Origin of the sequence: Pantoea sp. BJ2 (assembly GCF_040255075.1) — a bacterium.
In the GTDB taxonomy this organism is placed as follows: Bacteria; Pseudomonadota; Gammaproteobacteria; order Enterobacterales; family Enterobacteriaceae; genus Pantoea; species Pantoea leporis.
Map to the genome: position 1 here is coordinate 335868 of NZ_CP158292.1, position 15665 is coordinate 351532.

At 56.6% G+C, this 15665-nt stretch carries 15 protein-coding genes; 12 read left to right on the forward strand and 3 right to left on the reverse strand.

What is annotated here, in order from left to right:
* Nucleotides 1–9 precede the first annotated feature (9 nt).
* The 9 genes from livH (at nucleotide 10) to ugpQ (ending at nucleotide 8889) form a co-directional block, all read left to right on the forward strand.
* Nucleotides 10–936: a high-affinity branched-chain amino acid ABC transporter permease LivH gene (gene livH / locus AAF463_RS01465; protein WP_101763097.1), complete on the forward strand. Its 927-nt coding sequence runs from the start codon at nucleotides 10–12 to the stop codon at nucleotides 934–936.
* Nucleotides 933–2204 carry a high-affinity branched-chain amino acid ABC transporter permease LivM gene (locus AAF463_RS01470; RefSeq protein WP_350261412.1) on the forward strand — a complete coding sequence of 424 codons (1272 nt, stop codon included), beginning with the start codon at nucleotides 933–935 and terminating at the stop codon, nucleotides 2202–2204. The genes livH and AAF463_RS01470 overlap by 4 nt, the downstream gene beginning before the upstream one ends.
* On the forward strand, nucleotides 2201–2968 hold the full coding sequence (gene livG, locus AAF463_RS01475) for a high-affinity branched-chain amino acid ABC transporter ATP-binding protein LivG (RefSeq protein WP_110868131.1): 768 nt from the start codon (nucleotides 2201–2203) through the stop codon (nucleotides 2966–2968). Before AAF463_RS01470 ends, livG begins: the two co-directional genes overlap by 4 nt.
* Nucleotide 2969: 1 nt before the next feature.
* Nucleotides 2970–3683 carry a high-affinity branched-chain amino acid ABC transporter ATP-binding protein LivF gene (gene livF / locus AAF463_RS01480; RefSeq protein ID WP_192236031.1) on the forward strand — a complete coding sequence of 238 codons (714 nt, stop codon included), beginning with the start codon at nucleotides 2970–2972 and terminating at the stop codon, nucleotides 3681–3683.
* 282 nt (nucleotides 3684–3965) lie between these two features.
* Complete coding sequence (ugpB, locus tag AAF463_RS01485) at nucleotides 3966–5282, forward strand: sn-glycerol-3-phosphate ABC transporter substrate-binding protein UgpB (RefSeq protein WP_350261413.1); 1317 nt, start codon at nucleotides 3966–3968, stop codon at nucleotides 5280–5282.
* Between the two features lie 63 nt (nucleotides 5283–5345).
* Nucleotides 5346–6233 (forward strand): sn-glycerol-3-phosphate ABC transporter permease UgpA, encoded by an 888-nt coding sequence (gene ugpA / locus AAF463_RS01490; protein WP_350261414.1) that lies wholly within the window; start codon nucleotides 5346–5348, stop codon nucleotides 6231–6233.
* Nucleotides 6230–7075: a sn-glycerol-3-phosphate ABC transporter permease UgpE gene (gene ugpE / locus AAF463_RS01495; protein WP_101763091.1), complete on the forward strand. Its 846-nt coding sequence runs from the start codon at nucleotides 6230–6232 to the stop codon at nucleotides 7073–7075. The genes ugpA and ugpE overlap by 4 nt, the downstream gene beginning before the upstream one ends.
* The gene (locus tag AAF463_RS01500) at nucleotides 7076–8149 is read left to right on the forward strand and encodes a sn-glycerol-3-phosphate import ATP-binding protein UgpC (protein WP_192236025.1); all 1074 of its coding nucleotides are present in this window, start codon (nucleotides 7076–7078) and stop codon (nucleotides 8147–8149) included. It abuts the gene before it with no gap.
* Nucleotides 8146–8889, forward strand: coding sequence for a glycerophosphodiester phosphodiesterase (gene ugpQ / locus AAF463_RS01505; protein WP_110868135.1), 744 nt, complete (start codon nucleotides 8146–8148; stop codon nucleotides 8887–8889). Before AAF463_RS01500 ends, ugpQ begins: the two co-directional genes overlap by 4 nt.
* On the opposite strand, the gene AAF463_RS01510 is transcribed toward ugpQ, so the two are convergent.
* Entirely contained in the window at nucleotides 8886–9164 is a 279-nt protein-coding gene (locus AAF463_RS01510; protein ID WP_101763088.1) for a DUF2756 domain-containing protein, read from the reverse strand. The genes ugpQ and AAF463_RS01510 overlap by 4 nt on opposite strands.
* A 329-nt stretch (nucleotides 9165–9493) precedes the next feature.
* On the opposite strand from AAF463_RS01510, the gene ggt reads away from it, so the two are divergent.
* Nucleotides 9494–11245, forward strand: coding sequence for a gamma-glutamyltransferase (gene ggt / locus AAF463_RS01515; RefSeq protein ID WP_350261415.1), 1752 nt, complete (start codon nucleotides 9494–9496; stop codon nucleotides 11243–11245).
* Between the two features lie 68 nt (nucleotides 11246–11313).
* On the opposite strand, the gene AAF463_RS01520 is transcribed toward ggt, so the two are convergent.
* Together AAF463_RS01520 and AAF463_RS01525 are read right to left on the reverse strand one after the other, a co-directional pair.
* Nucleotides 11314–11805 carry a GNAT family N-acetyltransferase gene (locus tag AAF463_RS01520; protein ID WP_101763085.1) on the reverse strand — a complete coding sequence of 164 codons (492 nt, stop codon included), beginning with the start codon at nucleotides 11803–11805 and terminating at the stop codon, nucleotides 11314–11316.
* Nucleotides 11806–12032: 227 nt separating this feature from the next.
* Nucleotides 12033–13604 carry an AbgT family transporter gene (locus AAF463_RS01525; RefSeq protein WP_350261416.1) on the reverse strand — a complete coding sequence of 524 codons (1572 nt, stop codon included), beginning with the start codon at nucleotides 13602–13604 and terminating at the stop codon, nucleotides 12033–12035.
* A gap of 217 nt (nucleotides 13605–13821) precedes the next feature.
* Between AAF463_RS01525 and AAF463_RS01530 the strand changes: the two genes are divergently transcribed.
* Both AAF463_RS01530 and gntR read left to right on the forward strand, forming a co-directional pair.
* Nucleotides 13822–14517 (forward strand): pirin family protein, encoded by a 696-nt coding sequence (locus AAF463_RS01530; protein WP_222211740.1) that lies wholly within the window; start codon nucleotides 13822–13824, stop codon nucleotides 14515–14517.
* Between the two features lie 138 nt (nucleotides 14518–14655).
* A complete protein-coding gene (gene gntR / locus AAF463_RS01535; RefSeq protein ID WP_101763082.1) occupies nucleotides 14656–15651 on the forward strand; it encodes a gluconate operon transcriptional repressor GntR in 996 nt (331 codons plus the stop codon).
* Nucleotides 15652–15665 lie beyond the last annotated feature (14 nt).

Here is a 15665-nt window from a genome sequence, read left to right on the forward strand (position 1 = left end):
GTCCTCACTATGTCCGAGCAGTTTCTCTATTTTATTCAGCAGATGTTCAACGGGGTGACCCTTGGGAGCACCTACGCGCTGATCGCCATCGGTTACACCATGGTTTACGGCATTATCGGCATGATCAACTTCGCCCACGGCGAGGTGTACATGATCGGTAGCTATGTCTCCTTTATCGTGATTGCCGCCCTGATGATGATGGGCATCGATACCTCGTGGCTGATGATCGCCGCCGGTTTCGTGATGGCGGTGATCATCTCCAGCGCCTATGGCTGGAGCATCGAGCGCGTGGCGTACCGGCCAGTGCGATCGTCCAAGCGCCTGATCGCGCTGATCTCAGCGATCGGGATGTCGATCTTCCTGCAAAACTACGTCAGCCTGACGCAAGGCTCGCGCGATCTCGCGCTGCCAAGCCTGATCACCGGCCAGTGGACGCTGGGCGAAAGCAACGGCTTTGCGGCCACGCTCTCCACCATGCAACTGGTGATTTGGGTGGTGACCTTCCTGTCGATGCTGGCGCTGACGCTGTTTATCCGTTATTCGCGCATGGGCCGCGCCTGCCGCGCCTGTGCAGAAGACCTGAAAATGGCCAGCCTGCTGGGCATCAACACCGACCGCGTTATCTCTCTCACCTTTATCATTGGTGCGGCGATGGCGGCGGTAGCGGGCGTATTACTCGGTCAATTCTATGGCTCCATTAACCCGTTCATCGGCTTTATGGCCGGGATGAAAGCCTTCACCGCCGCAGTATTGGGCGGTATCGGCAGTATTCCGGGCGCGATGATTGGCGGCCTGGTGCTGGGTATCGCAGAAGCGCTTACCTCGGCGTATCTGTCGACCGAATATAAAGATGTGGTCTCCTTCGCGCTGCTGATTGTGGTGCTGCTGGTAATGCCAACCGGGATTCTTGGCCGTCCGGAGGTGGAGAAAGTATGAAACGCCTCGGTTTGGTCAACGCCGTGATCTCCACGGTGATGTTGCTGATTCTCGCTACTTTCTTTATGGGCGTGCGCCTCGATCTGGACGGCACCAAACTGGTGGTCGCCAATGCGGGCGCGGTGCGCTGGAACTGGATCTTCATGGGTTGTGCGGTGGTGTTTGTCTTCCAGCTGCTGCGTCCGCTGGTGCAGGGTAAATTCAAACGCAGCGGCAAAGGTTTTGTTCTGCCGGGTTTTGATGGATCAACGCCAAAGCAGAAGCTGTTGATGGCGCTGGTGATTGCCGCCGCCGTTATCTGGCCGTTTCTGGTCTCGCGCGGCAGCGTCGATATAGCCACGCTGACGCTGATCTACGTAATGCTCGGGCTCGGATTGAACGTGGTGGTGGGTTTGTCTGGTTTGCTGGTGCTGGGCTACGGCGGTTTCTACGCCATCGGCGCTTACACCTTCGCGTTGCTTAATCACTATTACGGTTTTGGTTTCTGGGAAAGTCTGCCGCTGGCCGGTTTAGTCGCCGGTGCGTTTGGCCTGATGCTCGGCTTCCCGGTGCTGCGCCTGCGCGGTGACTATCTGGCGATCGTCACGCTCGGCTTCGGTGAAATCGTGCGTATTCTGCTGCTGAATAATACCGCGATCACCGGCGGCCCGAACGGCATCGCACAGATTCCCAAGCCAAGTCTGTTTGGTCTGGAGTTTGGCCGCCGCGTCAGTGAAGGCGGCTGGAGCACTTTCCATGATTTCTTTGGCCTGAAATACGATCCCAGCGACCGCGTGATTTTCCTCTATCTGGTGGCGCTGCTGCTGGTGGTGCTGACGCTGTTTGTGATCAACCGTTTGCTGCGTATGCCGCTGGGCCGCGCGTGGGAAGCGCTGCGTGAAGATGAGATCGCCTGCCGTTCGCTCGGCCTGAGCCCAACGCGCATCAAGCTGACCGCTTTCACCATCAGCGCCGTGTTCGCCGGCTTCGCGGGGACGCTGTTCGCCGCTCGTCAGGGCTTCGTCAGCCCGGAATCCTTCACCTTCGTCGAATCGGCCTTTGTGCTGGCGATTGTGGTGTTGGGCGGCATGGGTTCGCAGCTGGCAGTGATCATTGCAGCGATTCTGCTGGTGGTATCACGCGAGCTGATGCGTGATTTGAACGAGTACAGCATGCTGGTGCTCGGCGGTTTGATGGTGCTGATGATGATCTGGCGTCCGCAAGGTCTGCTGCCGATGAAACGTCCGCATCTGAAGATGAAAAGCAGTGAACAAGGAGAGCAGGCATGAGTCAGCCTTTATTAGCCGTTGAAGGCCTGATGATGCGCTTCGGCGGCCTGTTAGCCGTCAACAACGTGGCGCTTGAGCTGCATCCACAGGAAATTGTTTCGCTGATCGGCCCGAACGGTGCCGGTAAAACCACGGTGTTCAACTGCCTGACCGGTTTCTACAAACCGACCGGCGGCACCATCAAACTGCGCGATCAACAACTGCAAGGTTTGCCAGGCCAGAAGATTGCGCGCATGGGCATTGTGCGTACCTTCCAGCATGTGCGTCTGTTCCGTGAAATGACGGTGATTGAGAACCTGCTGGTGGCACAACATCAGCACCTGAAAAGCGGCGTGTTCTCCGGCTTGTTCAAAACCCCGGCTTTCCGTCGCGGTGAGAGCGAAGCGCTGGATCGCGCGGCAACCTGGCTTGAACGCATCGGTTTGCTGGATCTGGCTAACCGTCAGGCGGGTAACCTTGCTTATGGTCAGCAGCGTCGTCTGGAGATTGCGCGCTGCATGGTGACGCGTCCGGAAATCCTGATGCTGGATGAACCGGCGGCGGGTCTTAACCCGCGTGAAACGCACGAACTCGATGAGCTGATCGCCGAACTGCGCGGTGAGCACAAGGTTTCCGTGCTGCTGATTGAACACGATATGAAGTTGGTGATGGGCATTTCTGACCGCATTTACGTGGTTAATCAGGGAACGCCGCTGGCTAACGGCACGCCGGAACAGGTGCGTAACAATCCGGATGTGATCCGTGCTTATTTAGGTGAGGCGTAACATGGCAAACCCGATTTTAACTTTGCAGAATGTCAGCGCCCATTACGGTCCGATTCAGGCGCTGCATAACATTAATCTGCACATCAATCAGGGTGAAATCGTCACGCTGATCGGTGCCAACGGCGCGGGTAAAACCACGTTGCTCGGCACTTTGTGTGGCGAACCACGCGCCACCAGCGGCATCATCACCTTTGATGGTAAAACAATCACCGACTGGCAAACCGCGAAAATCATGCGTGAAGCGATTGCCATCGTGCCGGAAGGCCGTCGGGTGTTTTCGCGCATGACGGTGGAAGAGAACCTGGCGATGGGCGGTTTTTTCGCCACGCGTCAGCAGTATCTGGAGCGTATCGATCGCGTTTATCAGCTGTTTTCACGGCTGGCAGAACGTAAAGCACAGCGCGCGGGCACCATGTCTGGCGGTGAGCAGCAGATGCTGGCGATTGGTCGTGCGTTGATGAGCCAGCCGCGTTTGCTGCTGCTGGATGAGCCGTCGTTGGGTTTGGCGCCGATTATCATTCAGCAGATCTTCGATACCATTGAGCAGCTGCGTAAAGAGGGCATGACCATCTTCCTCGTCGAGCAGAACGCCAACCAGGCGCTGAAGCTGGCAGATCGCGGCTATGTGCTGGAGAACGGCCACGTGGTGCTGGAGGACAGCGGCGAAGCGTTGCTGTCCAACGAAGCGGTGCGGAGTGCTTATTTAGGCGCATAAGTTAGTGCTCGCTGTCCCCCATCCCGGCCTTCCCCCGCAAGCGGGGGAAGGAGACGCTGCCACATGCCACTCCCAACTCACATATAGCAGCATCTTCCTCCCCCATTAATGGGGGAGGACCGAGGAGGGGGACAGCCAGCACGTACCAGCCAGCACTCCCAACCCACCTGTCACATCCCCGTCATAAACCTGTTATTAATCCGTCATTTCCCCGTGTCATGTTACGTCGCGAACTAAAAAATGCGCGCATTCGCGCGTACTTAACAGCACAGGAAAAACCTTATGTCCGCTTTTACGCTTCGTCCCCGCCTGATGAGTGTCTTGCTCGGTCTGGCGCTCAGCGGTAATGCGCTGGCTGCAACTGAGATCCCTTTCTGGCACTCAATGGAAGGCGAGTTAGGCAAAGAAGTTGATTCTCTGGCACAACGTTTTAACCAGGCTCATCCCGATTACAAAATCGTTCCGACTTACAAAGGCAACTACGAGCAGAGCTTAGCGGCGGGTATCGCGGCAGTGCGCGCCGGTAAAGCACCTGCGCTGCTGCAGGTGTATGAAGTCGGTACGGCGACCATGATGGCGTCGAAAGCTATCGTGCCGGTCAACCAGGTGTTTAAAGACGCCGGCGTGCAGATGGATCCGAAACAGTTCGTGCCAGCCGTTGCCGGTTACTACAGCGACAGCAAAGGCCAGCTGATCTCGCAGCCGTTCAACAGCTCCACGCCGGTGCTGTACTACAACAAAGATGCGTTCAAAAAAGCCGGTCTGAACCCGGATCAGCCACCAAAAACCTGGCAGGAGCTGGCGAAAGACGCCGAAGCGCTGCGCAAAGCCGGCCTGACCTGCGGTTACGCCAGCGGCTGGCAGGGCTGGATTCAGATTGAAAACTTCAGCGCCTGGCACGCGTTGCCGGTCGCCACCAAAAACAACGGCTTTGACGGTAGCGATGCGGTACTGGAATTCAACAAGCCGGTGCAGGTGCGCCATATCGAAATGCTGGAAGCGATGAACAAGAAGGGGGATTTCACCTACTTCGGTCGCAAAGATGAATCCACCGCCAAGTTCTACAACGGCGATTGCGGCATCACCACCGCGTCTTCCGGTTCGCTGGCCGACATCAAACACTACGCCAAATTTAACTTCGGCGTTGGCATGATGCCGTACGATGAAACCGTTCCGAACGCACCGCAAAACGCCATCATTGGCGGCGCGAGCCTGTGGGTGATGAAAGGCAAAGATGCCAACACCTACAAAGGCGCGGCGGAGTTCATGAAGTTCCTCGCACAGCCGGAAATCGCTGCCGAATGGCACCAGAAAACCGGTTACCTGCCTATCACCACCGCCGCATACGAACTGACTAAGCAACAGGACTTCTATGACAAGAACCCCGGCGCAGACATCGCTACGCGTCAGATGCTGAACAAAGATCCGCTGCCGTTCACCAAAGGCATGCGTCTGGGCAACATGCCACAGATTCGTACCATCGTGGACGAAGAGCTGGAAAGCGTGTGGACCGGCAAACAGGCGCCGCAAGCCGCGCTGGATAACGCTGTGAAACGCGGTAACGAACTGCTGCGCCGTTTTGAGCAGCAAGTGAAGTAACGCTGTTATCTCGGGGTCGACGCCTGGCGTTCGCCCCGATTTTTCTCCTGGATTGAGCCTGCTATGTCCTCATCGCGCCCGGTATTTCGCTCCCGTTTTCTGCCCTATTTGCTGCTGCTGCCGCAACTGGTGATCACGGCCATCTTCTTTCTGTGGCCAGCCGGTGAAGCCTTGTGGTATTCACTGCAAAGCATTGATCCTTTTGGCATCTCCAGCACCTTCGTCGGAATGGCGAACTTTAAACGCCTGTTCAGCGACGAGTACTATCTGGCGTCCTTTTGGACCACCATTGAATTCAGTGCGCTGGTCACGATTTGCGGCATGACCTTTTCCCTGCTGCTGGCGGCGCTGGTGGATTACGTGATTCGCCTGCGCAAGCTTTACCAAACCTTGCTGCTGCTGCCATACGCGGTGGCGCCGGTGGTAGCGGCGGTGCTGTGGATGTTCCTGTTTAATCCGGGCCTCGGTTTGTTCAGCCATCTGCTGAACCAAATGGGCTACAACTGGAACTACGCGCAAAACAGCGGTCAGGCGATGTTGCTGATTGTGCTGGCGTCGATCTGGCAGCAAATGAGCTACAACTTCCTGTTCTTCTTCGCCGCGCTGCAGTCGATTCCCAAATCGCTGGTGGAAGCGGCGGCGATCGATGGCGCCGGTCCGGTGCGTCGCTTCTTCAATTTATCCCTGCCGCTGATTACGCCGGTGAGCTTTTTCCTGCTGGTGGTCAATCTGGTGTATGCCTTCTTCGATACCTTCCCGGTGATCGATGCCGCCACCGGCGGCGGGCCAGTACAGGCCACCACCACGCTGATCTACAAAATCTATCGCGAAGGCTTCACCGGGCTGGATCTCTCATCCTCCGCCGCGCAATCGGTGGTGCTGATGCTGCTGGTGATTGGCCTGACTATCCTGCAATTCCGCTTTGTCGAGCGTAAGGTGCAATACCAATGATTGAGAATCGACGCGGGCTGGACATCTTCAGCCACACCTTGCTGGTGCTGGGCGTGCTGACCATCCTGTTCCCGCTCTACATCGCTTTTGTCGCGGCGACGCTGGATAACGAGGCGGTGTATCAGGTGCCGATGACGCTGCTGCCGGGCACGCATTTGTGGGAGAACATCGCGCGCATCTGGACGCATGGCGTGAATGGCAACGGCCCGGCATTTGGCATGATGATGCTCAACAGCCTGCTGATGGCGCTTGGCATCACCATTGGCAAAATTAGCGTCTCGATGCTCTCCGCCTTCGCGCTGGTGTGGTTCCGCTTCCCGCTGCGCTCGCTGTTTTTCTGGCTGATTTTCATCACCCTGATGCTGCCGGTGGAAGTGCGTATTTTTCCGACGGTGGAAGTGATTTCGACGCTGAATATGCTCGACAGCTACAGCGGCTTAACGCTGCCGCTGATGGCATCGGCGACGGCCACTTTCCTGTTCCGTCAGTTCTTTATGTCACTGCCGGACGAGCTGATTGAGGCGGCGCGTATCGACGGCGCCAGCCCGATGCGCTTCTTCTGGGACATTGTGTTACCGCTGTCCAAAACCAATCTCGCCGCGCTCTTCGTGATCACCTTTATCTACGGCTGGAACCAATATCTGTGGCCGCTGCTGATCATCAACGATGCCAGCCTCAGCACCGCCGTCGCCGGAGTGAAAAGCATGATCAACAGCAGCGGCGGGCCGACGCAGTGGAATGAAGTGATGGCGGCAATGTTATTAACCCTGATTCCACCGGTGGTGGTGGTACTCGTGATGCAACGTGCGTTTGTGCGTGGCCTGGTAGAGAGTGATAAATAAATGGCAGGCGTAACCCTTCAGACCGTTACCAAATCGTACGACGGAAAAAATCAGATCATTCAGCCCCTGAATATCACCATTAACGATGGCGAATTTATGGTGATGGTCGGCCCTTCCGGCTGCGGTAAATCGACGCTGCTGCGCATGGTGGCGGGCCTTGAGCGCGTATCGTCGGGCGACATCTACATCGACGACAAACGCGTCACCCACATGGAGCCGAAAGATCGCGGCATCGCCATGGTGTTCCAGAACTACGCGCTCTATCCGCACATGACGGTGGGCGAAAACATGGCGTATGGCCTGAAAATTCGCGGCATGGGCAAAGTGCAGATTGATCAGCGCGTGATGGAAGCCGCGCGCAGCCTCGAGCTGGATCATCTGCTGCATCGCCGCCCGCGTGAGCTGTCGGGCGGACAGCGTCAGCGCGTGGCGATGGGGCGCGCTATCGTGCGTGAACCGGCGGTTTTCCTGTTTGATGAGCCGCTGTCGAATCTGGATGCGCGCCTGCGCGTGCAGATGCGTCTTGAGCTGCAACAGCTGCATCGCCGCCTGAAAACCACCAGCATCTACGTGACGCACGACCAGGTAGAAGCGATGACGCTGGCGCAACGCGTGATGGTCATGAACAAAGGCGTGGTGGAGCAGGTGGGCACGCCGGTGGAAGTCTACGAGCGTCCGGCCAGCCAGTTTGTTGCCTCGTTTATCGGCGCGCCCGCCATGAATTTGCTGCCAGGACAAATCAGCAGCGACGGCACGCGTTTCACGCTGGATGCGCTTAACAGCTTGCTGCTGGGCGAGAGCAGAGCCAAATGGGCCAATCGCCCGCTGACGCTCGGCATCCGTCCCGAACACATCAAACTCAGCAGCCGCGATGCGGGCGGCATTCCGCTGGTGGTAGAAACGCTGGAGATGCTCGGCGCGGACAATCTGGCGCACGGCCGCATCGGTAACGCACGCATGGTGGTCCGTTTGCCACACAGCGAGCGCCCGCTGGCGGGCAGCACCTTGTGGCTGCATCTGCCGTCAGATGCGTTACACTTCTTCGATTCAACCTATGGAAAGCGTCTGGAATGAGTCAACACAACTGGCCTTATCCGCACATTGTCGCGCATCGCGGCGGCGGCAAACTGGCCCCGGAAAATACCCTCGCGGCAATTGATGTCGGCGCGCAGCACGGCCACACCATGATCGAGTTTGATGCCAAGCTGTCGCAAGATAAGCAAATTTTCCTGCTGCACGACGATACGCTGGATCGCACCAGCAACGGTTGGGGCGTGGCGGGCGCGCTGTCGTGGCATAAGCTGTCACAGCTGGATGCCGGCGGCTGGTTTAGCCGCGATTACGAAGGCGAACCGCTGGCGCTGCTGAGCGAAGTGGCCGAGCGTTGTCGCCAGCATCAGATGATGGCGAACATCGAGATCAAACCCACCACCGGGCAGGAGGTGGAAACTGGCCGCAATGTGGCGCTGGCCGCACGCGAACTGTGGCAAGGACAAACCGCACCGCTGCTCTCCTCCTTCTCTTACGCAGCGCTGGAGGCTGCGATGGAGGCAGCACCTGAACTGCCGCGCGGGTTGCTGCTGGATGAGTGGCACGACGATTGGCAGGCGCTGACCGCGCGTCTGGATTGCGTGTCGATCCATCTCAACCACAAATTACTCGACGCCAAACGCACCGCGCAGCTGAAAGCGGCCGGTCTGCATATTCTGGTGTATACCGTGAATCAGCCCGCGCGGGCGCGCGAGCTGTTAAGTTGGGGCGTCGATGCTATCTGCACCGACCGCATCGATATTATCGGTCCCGACTTCCGCTAGTTCTGCTGCTGTTTCTGGCCCGGCTGCGACTGAATCACCCGCTGCTGGGCGCTATCCCGCTGTTCCTGCACCTTGCGCTGGACATCCTGACTTTGCTGCTGCTGATTCTGCTGCAACCTGAGCTTCTGCTGTTGCTGCTGATTCTGCATCTGCGACTGCATCCGCTGCTGGCTCGGGTTGAAGCCGGGTTTGTTCGGGTCGTTGGTGCTGTTCAACGTATTTGCCATGCTGCTTAACGGCAGCAATGCTGCGATCACAATTAGCCATTTGTTCATGGTCTTCCTCCATTCATGCAGCCTGCTGTGTGCTGATGCTGCCAAAGTGGCAACACGCGCTGCAGCCATAAGTTTATGCGATATCACAAACCTATGATCCAGGAGTGCGCCGAATTTAGCTTACTGCTACGCTTTTTACCGTGTTTGCAAACACTTGCATCAATAAATAACAAATGGATACCCAAAATAATTCAAGGCGCAGGAAGGCGGCAAACGAGAGAGTCCCGATGAGCTTACACAAGTAAGTGATTCGGGTGAACGAGAGCAGCCAACGCATCTGCACCTTGAAGTATGAAGGGTATAAATAACTTTAAAAGGGTGGTGGCAGGATGAGGATACAGGGCAACGTGCGTCAGTTCGGCTGGGCATTATTGATGAGTTTTACCGTGGTGCAGGGCGCACACGCTGCGCCCGCCAACGCGCCGCCGGTTTCGTATGGCGTTGATAGTGATACCTTTCACCCGGTAAAAGCCAAACATGGCATGGTGGCATCGGTGGATGCGATGGCGACAGAAGTCGGCGTCGATATTCTTAAGCAGGGCGGTAACGCGGTGGATGCGGCCGTTGCGGTGGGTTTCGCGCTGGCGGTGACGCATCCGCAGGCCGGTAACCTCGGCGGCGGGGGCTTTATGCTGCTACGTACCGCATCGGGCCGCACCACCGCCATCGACTTCCGCGAAATGGCACCGGCGCGCGCGTCACGCGATATGTTCCTTGATAAGCAGGGCAACGCTGACAGTAAGTTGTCACTCACTTCTCATTTAGCCTCGGGCACGCCGGGCACCGTGGCCGGTTTTGCGCTGGCGGCGCAGAAATACGGCACCTTGCCGCTGAGCACATTACTGGCGCCTGCTATCAAACTGGCGCGTGACGGTATCGTAGTGAACGATGCGCTGGCCGACGATCTCGCCACCTACGGCAAAGAGACGCTGATCAACCACGACAACAGCCGCGCGATTTTCTACAAAGCCGACGGTAAGCCGTATCAGAAGGGCGAACGTCTGGTGCAGAAAAACCTCGCGCGTAGCCTGCAGCTGATCGCCCAGCAAGGGCCGGATGCGTTCTATAAAGGCAAAATCGCCGATGAAATTGCCGGTGAAATGGCGCAGCACGGCGGCCTGATCGGCAAGCAGGATCTGGCGGCCTATCGCGCGGTGGAACGTAAACCGGTGAGCGGCACCTATCGCGGCTATGAAGTGTTCTCCATGCCGCCGCCATCGTCCGGCGGGATTCACATCGTGCAGATCCTCAATATCCTGGAAAACTTCGACCTGACAAAATTCGGCTTTGGTAGCGCGGATGCGATGCAGGTGATGGCGGAAGCGGAAAAATACGCTTACGCCGACCGTTCCGAATACCTTGGCGATCCTGATTTCGTCAAAGTGCCGCAGCAGGCGCTGACCAGCAAAGCCTACGCCAAAACCCTGGCGCAGCAGATTGACGTCAATAAAGCGCGTCCATCCAGCGAGATCAAGCCGGGCAAACTGGCGCCGTATGAAAGCAATCAAACCACGCACTTCTCTGTGGTGGATAAAGATGGCAACGCGGTCGCGGTGACTTACACGCTGAATACTTACTTCGGCAGCGGCATTGTCGCCGGACAAAGCGGCATCTTGATGAACAATGAAATGGATGATTTCTCGGCCAAACCGGGTACGCCAAACGTCTATGGCTTAGTCGGCGGCGAGGCGAACGCGGTGCAACCGGCTAAACGTCCGCTGTCATCAATGTCGCCTACTATTGTGGCAAAAGACGGTAAAACCTGGCTGGTTACCGGTAGCCCAGGCGGCAGCCGTATTATCACCACCGTGCTGCAAATGGTGGTGAACAGCATCGATTTCGGCATGAACGTAGCGGAAGCGACCAACGCACCGCGCTTCCATCATCAATGGTTGCCCGATCAGCTGCGCGTGGAAAAAGGCTTCAGCCCGGATACGTTGCGCCTGCTGGAAGCCAAAGGCCAGCATGTGAAAGTGATGCCCGCGATGGGCAGCACGCAGAGCATTATGATTGGGCCGGACGGCACGCGTTATGGCGCATCGGATCCGCGTTCAGTGGATGATTTAAGCGCAGGTTATTGATCGCTAATGCGCAATAAATTGCGCCGCTACGATATGTGCACGTCTTTGTAGCGGCGCGATTTAACAGGTTATTTCAAGCGCGCCATATAGTGCGTATCCACCATTTCGCCGTCGCGCATGGCGTGGCGACGTGCGGTGCCTTCGATCTCAAAGCCAAACTGCCGATACAGGCCAAGCGCTTTATGATTATCGGCGAACACCGTCAGCTCAATGCGCGTCACCTGCAGCCAGTTGTCGCACAAATCAATCATCGCTGACATCAGCGCTTTACCGACGCCGCGCCGATGAAAAGCAGAATCGACGCCCATGCCAAAGGTCGCGGTATGGCGACGGCGCGCCACCGATAGCACTTCCACCGTGAGTTGCCCGGCAATCTGATCGTCAATGCACGCCACTAGCATATGCACACCCGGACGCAGATTACTGAGGCGGTCCTGCCACAGCGTCGGCGATTGATACGGCAGATGCAGCGTGTTGGCCTGCGGTTCAGGCTGACTGTACATGCGCGTTAAAGCAGCAGCATCTTCGGGAATAGCGTGACGAACAACGATCTGACTCATGAGCGACTCCTTGTGCAAAATGGATAAAATCCCCTTTAACATCAAGGAATTCTCGCTCTTCGTCAATGCAAAATAATTCGCAAAAGGGCTTTACAGACGCGAATGATAATGATTATTATTGCCATGCGAGCTCGGAAACGTCTCCTGACAACCGGGTAAGCACGACATTGCTCACATTGCTTCCAGGTATTATTTAGCCAGCTCGGGTGCTGGCTTTTTTTTTGCCTTTACAGTGTGTACCAGGTTGCCGCACCGGGCCCGACCGGCAGATTGAAGACAAACACCCAAAGCACAAACAGCAGCGTCCAGCCAATCATAAACACCACCGAATACGGCAACATCATCGCCACCAGCGTACCGATGCCCATATCGCGTCGATAACGCGCCGCCACCGCCATGATCAGGCCAAAGTAACTCATCATGGGTGTAATCACGTTGGTCACCGAATCGCCGATGCGATATGCCGCCTGAATCACTTCGGGCGCAAAGCCGACCAGCATCAGCATCGGGACAAAAATCGGTGCGGTCACCGCCCATTGCGCCGAGGCGGAGCCAATCATCAGGTTGATAAAGCCGCAGATCATGATGAAGCAGACAAACAGCAGCGGCGCGCCCATATCGATTGATGCCAGCAGATTAGCGCCTTTCACTGCCACCACGGTGCCGAAATTGCTCCAGTTAAAAAACGCCACGAACTGCGCAGCAAAGAACACCAGCACGATATACATGCCCATGCTGCTCATACTGACGGACATGGCGTTAATGACGTCGCGATCGTTGCGCATATTGCCGATCAGGCGGCCATATACCATGCCGGGAATAGCGAAGAAGACAAAGATAAACACCACGATGCCCTTCAGGAACGGTGAACCCGCCAGCGTGCCGGTTTTCGGGTTGAGTAACACGCCGTAGCCCGGAATCACGGTCAGGATCAGCAGCAGCGTAACGCCAAGAACCGCCCAGCCCGCGCCTTTCAACGCACGACGTTCTTGCGTCGTCAGCGCGCCCATATCGCCTCGCACCGCATCACCTTCGCTGTCGTGATATTTGCCCAGTTTAGGTTCGACGATGCTGTTGGTGATCCAGGTGCCAAGAATGGCAATCACGAAGGTACTGACAAACATAAAGTACCAGTTCACTTCCGGGCCAACATGGTAGTCAGGATCGATAATCTGCGCGGCGCTTTGGGTAATGCCCGAGAGCAGCGGATCGATGGTGCCAAGCAGTAAGTTGGCGCTGTAGCCGCCAGAAACCCCGGCAAACGCCGCGGCCAGGCCCGCCAGGGGATGACGGCCCAATGAGTGGAAAATCATCGCGGCCAGCGGAATCAGCACCACATAGCCCAGCTCTGAAGCGGTGTTGGAGATAATGCCAGCGAAGACGATGGTGAAGGTGATGAGCTTTTTCGGTGCGTTAAACACCAGCGCGCGCATCGCCGCCGAGAGCAGCCCTGAATGTTCGGCAATCCCCACACCGAGCAGCGCAACCAACACGGTGCCGAGCGGCGCAAAGCCGGTAAAGTTGGTGACCAGATGGCTGACGATGCGTTGCAAACCTTCGGCACTCATCAGGCTAACCACGTGAATCACACCGTCTGGTGCGCGTCCTGCCGCGCCAACTGGGCGGGGATCGATCACGTTGACGCCAAACGCTGCGGCAATGGCAGACGCAACAATGATAAACAGTGAAAACAGGGCAAATAGAGTAATCGGATGCGGTAATAAATTACCCAGCCATTCAACGGTATTCAAAAAGCGCTCAATCGGGCGCTTAGCGGGTGGAGTGATGTGTTCTGACATAATTTTTCCTTGTTATTCCTGCTTGCAGGGTCCGTGATGCTCATTGTTATGTAGTGGGTTATCTACAAGACCAATCTCGTTCGCACTTCCTCATCAGTAAAACCTGGGTCGTTTTTTCGTTTTCATTCATTTTTTTTGAACAGAGGGATGAAGTTTTTCAGCTATCAATCAATCCTTCGCAGTACCAAACTGTAAAAAACATTGAGGAGAATTGAACATGATTTATGTACGTAAAGCTGAAGAACGCGGTCACGCTAATCACGGTTGGCTGGATAGCTGGCACACCTTTTCTTTCGCCGATTATCACGATGCCAACTTTATGGGCTTCTCGGCACTGCGCGTGATTAACGAAGATGTTATCGATGGTGGTCAGGGCTTCGGCACCCATCCGCATAAAGACATGGAAATCCTGACCTATGTGCTGTCTGGCACCGTTGAACATCAGGACAGCATGGGCAATAAAGAGCAGATTCCGAGCGGTGAGTTCCAAATCATGAGCGCCGGTACCGGCGTGCGACATTCGGAGTACAACGCCAGCGCCACCGATCCACTGCACCTGTATCAGATCTGGATCATTCCAGAGCGCAAAGGCATTGAGCCGCGTTACGCGCAACGCCGTTTCGATGATGTTAAAGGCCGCCAGTTTGTGCTGACGCCGGATGAACGTGACGGATCGCTCAAGGTGTTTCAGGACATGACGTTGTCGCGCTGGGTCTTTGCTGAGGGCGAAAGCGATAAAGTGACAGTTGAAGCCGGTCGTCGCGTGTGGATTCAGGTGGTGAAAGGGCTGGTGAGCGTGAATGGCGAACAGGTTGGCAGCAGCGATGCGCTGGCGATTTGGGATGAAAGCGCGCTGAGCATCAAAGCTGACAGCGATGCAGAGATTCTGCTGTTTGATTTGCCACCGGTTTAAAGGTCGCGCAATGAACGGCGCCGCTGCAATATCTGCACGTATTTGTAGCGGCGCGATTGATCGCGCAGGTTTTCCTCAAAGGCAGTGCATGACAAAAAAATGATAAACTCGTCGTATCTCTGATTTCAGGCGCATACGATGAAGAAGAAAAGACCGGTATTACAGGACGTTGCCGATCGTGTCGGCATCACAAAAATGACCGTCAGTCGCTACCTGCGCAATCCCGATCAGGTTTCTGCGGCGCTGCGCGATAAGATCGCCGTGGCGCTGGACGAACTCGGTTACATCCCCAATCGCGCCCCCGATATGCTCTCCAATGCCACCAGCCGCGCTATCGGCGTGCTGCTGCCTTCCTTAACCAACCAGGTTTTCGCCGACGTATTGCGCGGCATTGAGGCCGTCACCGACGAAGCGGGTTACCAAACGCTGGTGGCGCATTTTGGCTACAACGCGCAGAAAGAGGAGTTACAGCTGCGATCGCTGCTCGGCTGGAACATCGACGGCGTGATCCTCACCGAGCGTACCCATACGCCGGGCACGCTGCGCATGCTGGAAGTAGCGGGCATTCCAGTGATTGAGATGATGGATTCGGTCACGCCGTGCCTCGATATGGCGGTGGGCTTTGATAACGTCGAAGCCGCGCGGCAGATGACGCATGCTATTCTGAAAAAAGGCCATCGCCATACGGTTTATCTTGGCGCGCGCCTTGATGAACGTACCTTGCAGAAGCAACAGGGCTACGAAAAAGCGATGCGCGAAGCGGGGCTCACGCCACACAGCGTGATGATGGAAGATGCCTCCTCTTTCAGCGCCGGCGCGCAACTACTGTGCGAGGCGCAAAAGCGTTATCCGGAAACTGACAGCCTGTTTTGTACCAACGATGACCTCGCGGTAGGCGCGATGTTTGAGTGCCAGCGTCAGGGATTACGCGTGCCGCAGCAGATGGCGATTGCCGGTTTCCACGGCCACGACATTACGCAAGTGGTGAATCCGCGCCTCGCCACGGTGTTAACGCCGCGCGAGCGTATGGGACGGGAATCGGCAGCGATGCTGCTGGCGCGCATTGGCGGCGATCGCACGCTAACGCAACCGCTGGATGTTGGCTTTGAAATCTCCGAAGGTGACAGCATCTGATTTTGGCGATTATT

Coding starts and splice junctions, on each gene's coding strand:
- livH (WP_101763097.1), top strand. CDS start 10: ATGTCCGAGCAGTTTCTCTATTTTATTCAGCAGATGTTCAACGGGGTG.
- AAF463_RS01470 (WP_350261412.1), top strand. CDS start 933: ATGAAACGCCTCGGTTTGGTCAACGCCGTGATCTCCACGGTGATGTTG.
- livG (WP_110868131.1), top strand. CDS start 2,201: ATGAGTCAGCCTTTATTAGCCGTTGAAGGCCTGATGATGCGCTTCGGC.
- livF (WP_192236031.1), top strand. CDS start 2,970: ATGGCAAACCCGATTTTAACTTTGCAGAATGTCAGCGCCCATTACGGT.
- ugpB (WP_350261413.1), top strand. CDS start 3,966: ATGTCCGCTTTTACGCTTCGTCCCCGCCTGATGAGTGTCTTGCTCGGT.
- ugpA (WP_350261414.1), top strand. CDS start 5,346: ATGTCCTCATCGCGCCCGGTATTTCGCTCCCGTTTTCTGCCCTATTTG.
- ugpE (WP_101763091.1), top strand. CDS start 6,230: ATGATTGAGAATCGACGCGGGCTGGACATCTTCAGCCACACCTTGCTG.
- AAF463_RS01500 (WP_192236025.1), top strand. CDS start 7,076: ATGGCAGGCGTAACCCTTCAGACCGTTACCAAATCGTACGACGGAAAA.
- ugpQ (WP_110868135.1), top strand. CDS start 8,146: ATGAGTCAACACAACTGGCCTTATCCGCACATTGTCGCGCATCGCGGC.
- AAF463_RS01510 (WP_101763088.1), bottom strand. CDS start 9,164: ATGAACAAATGGCTAATTGTGATCGCAGCATTGCTGCCGTTAAGCAGC.
- ggt (WP_350261415.1), top strand. CDS start 9,494: ATGAGGATACAGGGCAACGTGCGTCAGTTCGGCTGGGCATTATTGATG.
- AAF463_RS01520 (WP_101763085.1), bottom strand. CDS start 11,805: ATGAGTCAGATCGTTGTTCGTCACGCTATTCCCGAAGATGCTGCTGCT.
- AAF463_RS01525 (WP_350261416.1), bottom strand. CDS start 13,604: ATGTCAGAACACATCACTCCACCCGCTAAGCGCCCGATTGAGCGCTTT.
- AAF463_RS01530 (WP_222211740.1), top strand. CDS start 13,822: ATGATTTATGTACGTAAAGCTGAAGAACGCGGTCACGCTAATCACGGT.
- gntR (WP_101763082.1), top strand. CDS start 14,656: ATGAAGAAGAAAAGACCGGTATTACAGGACGTTGCCGATCGTGTCGGC.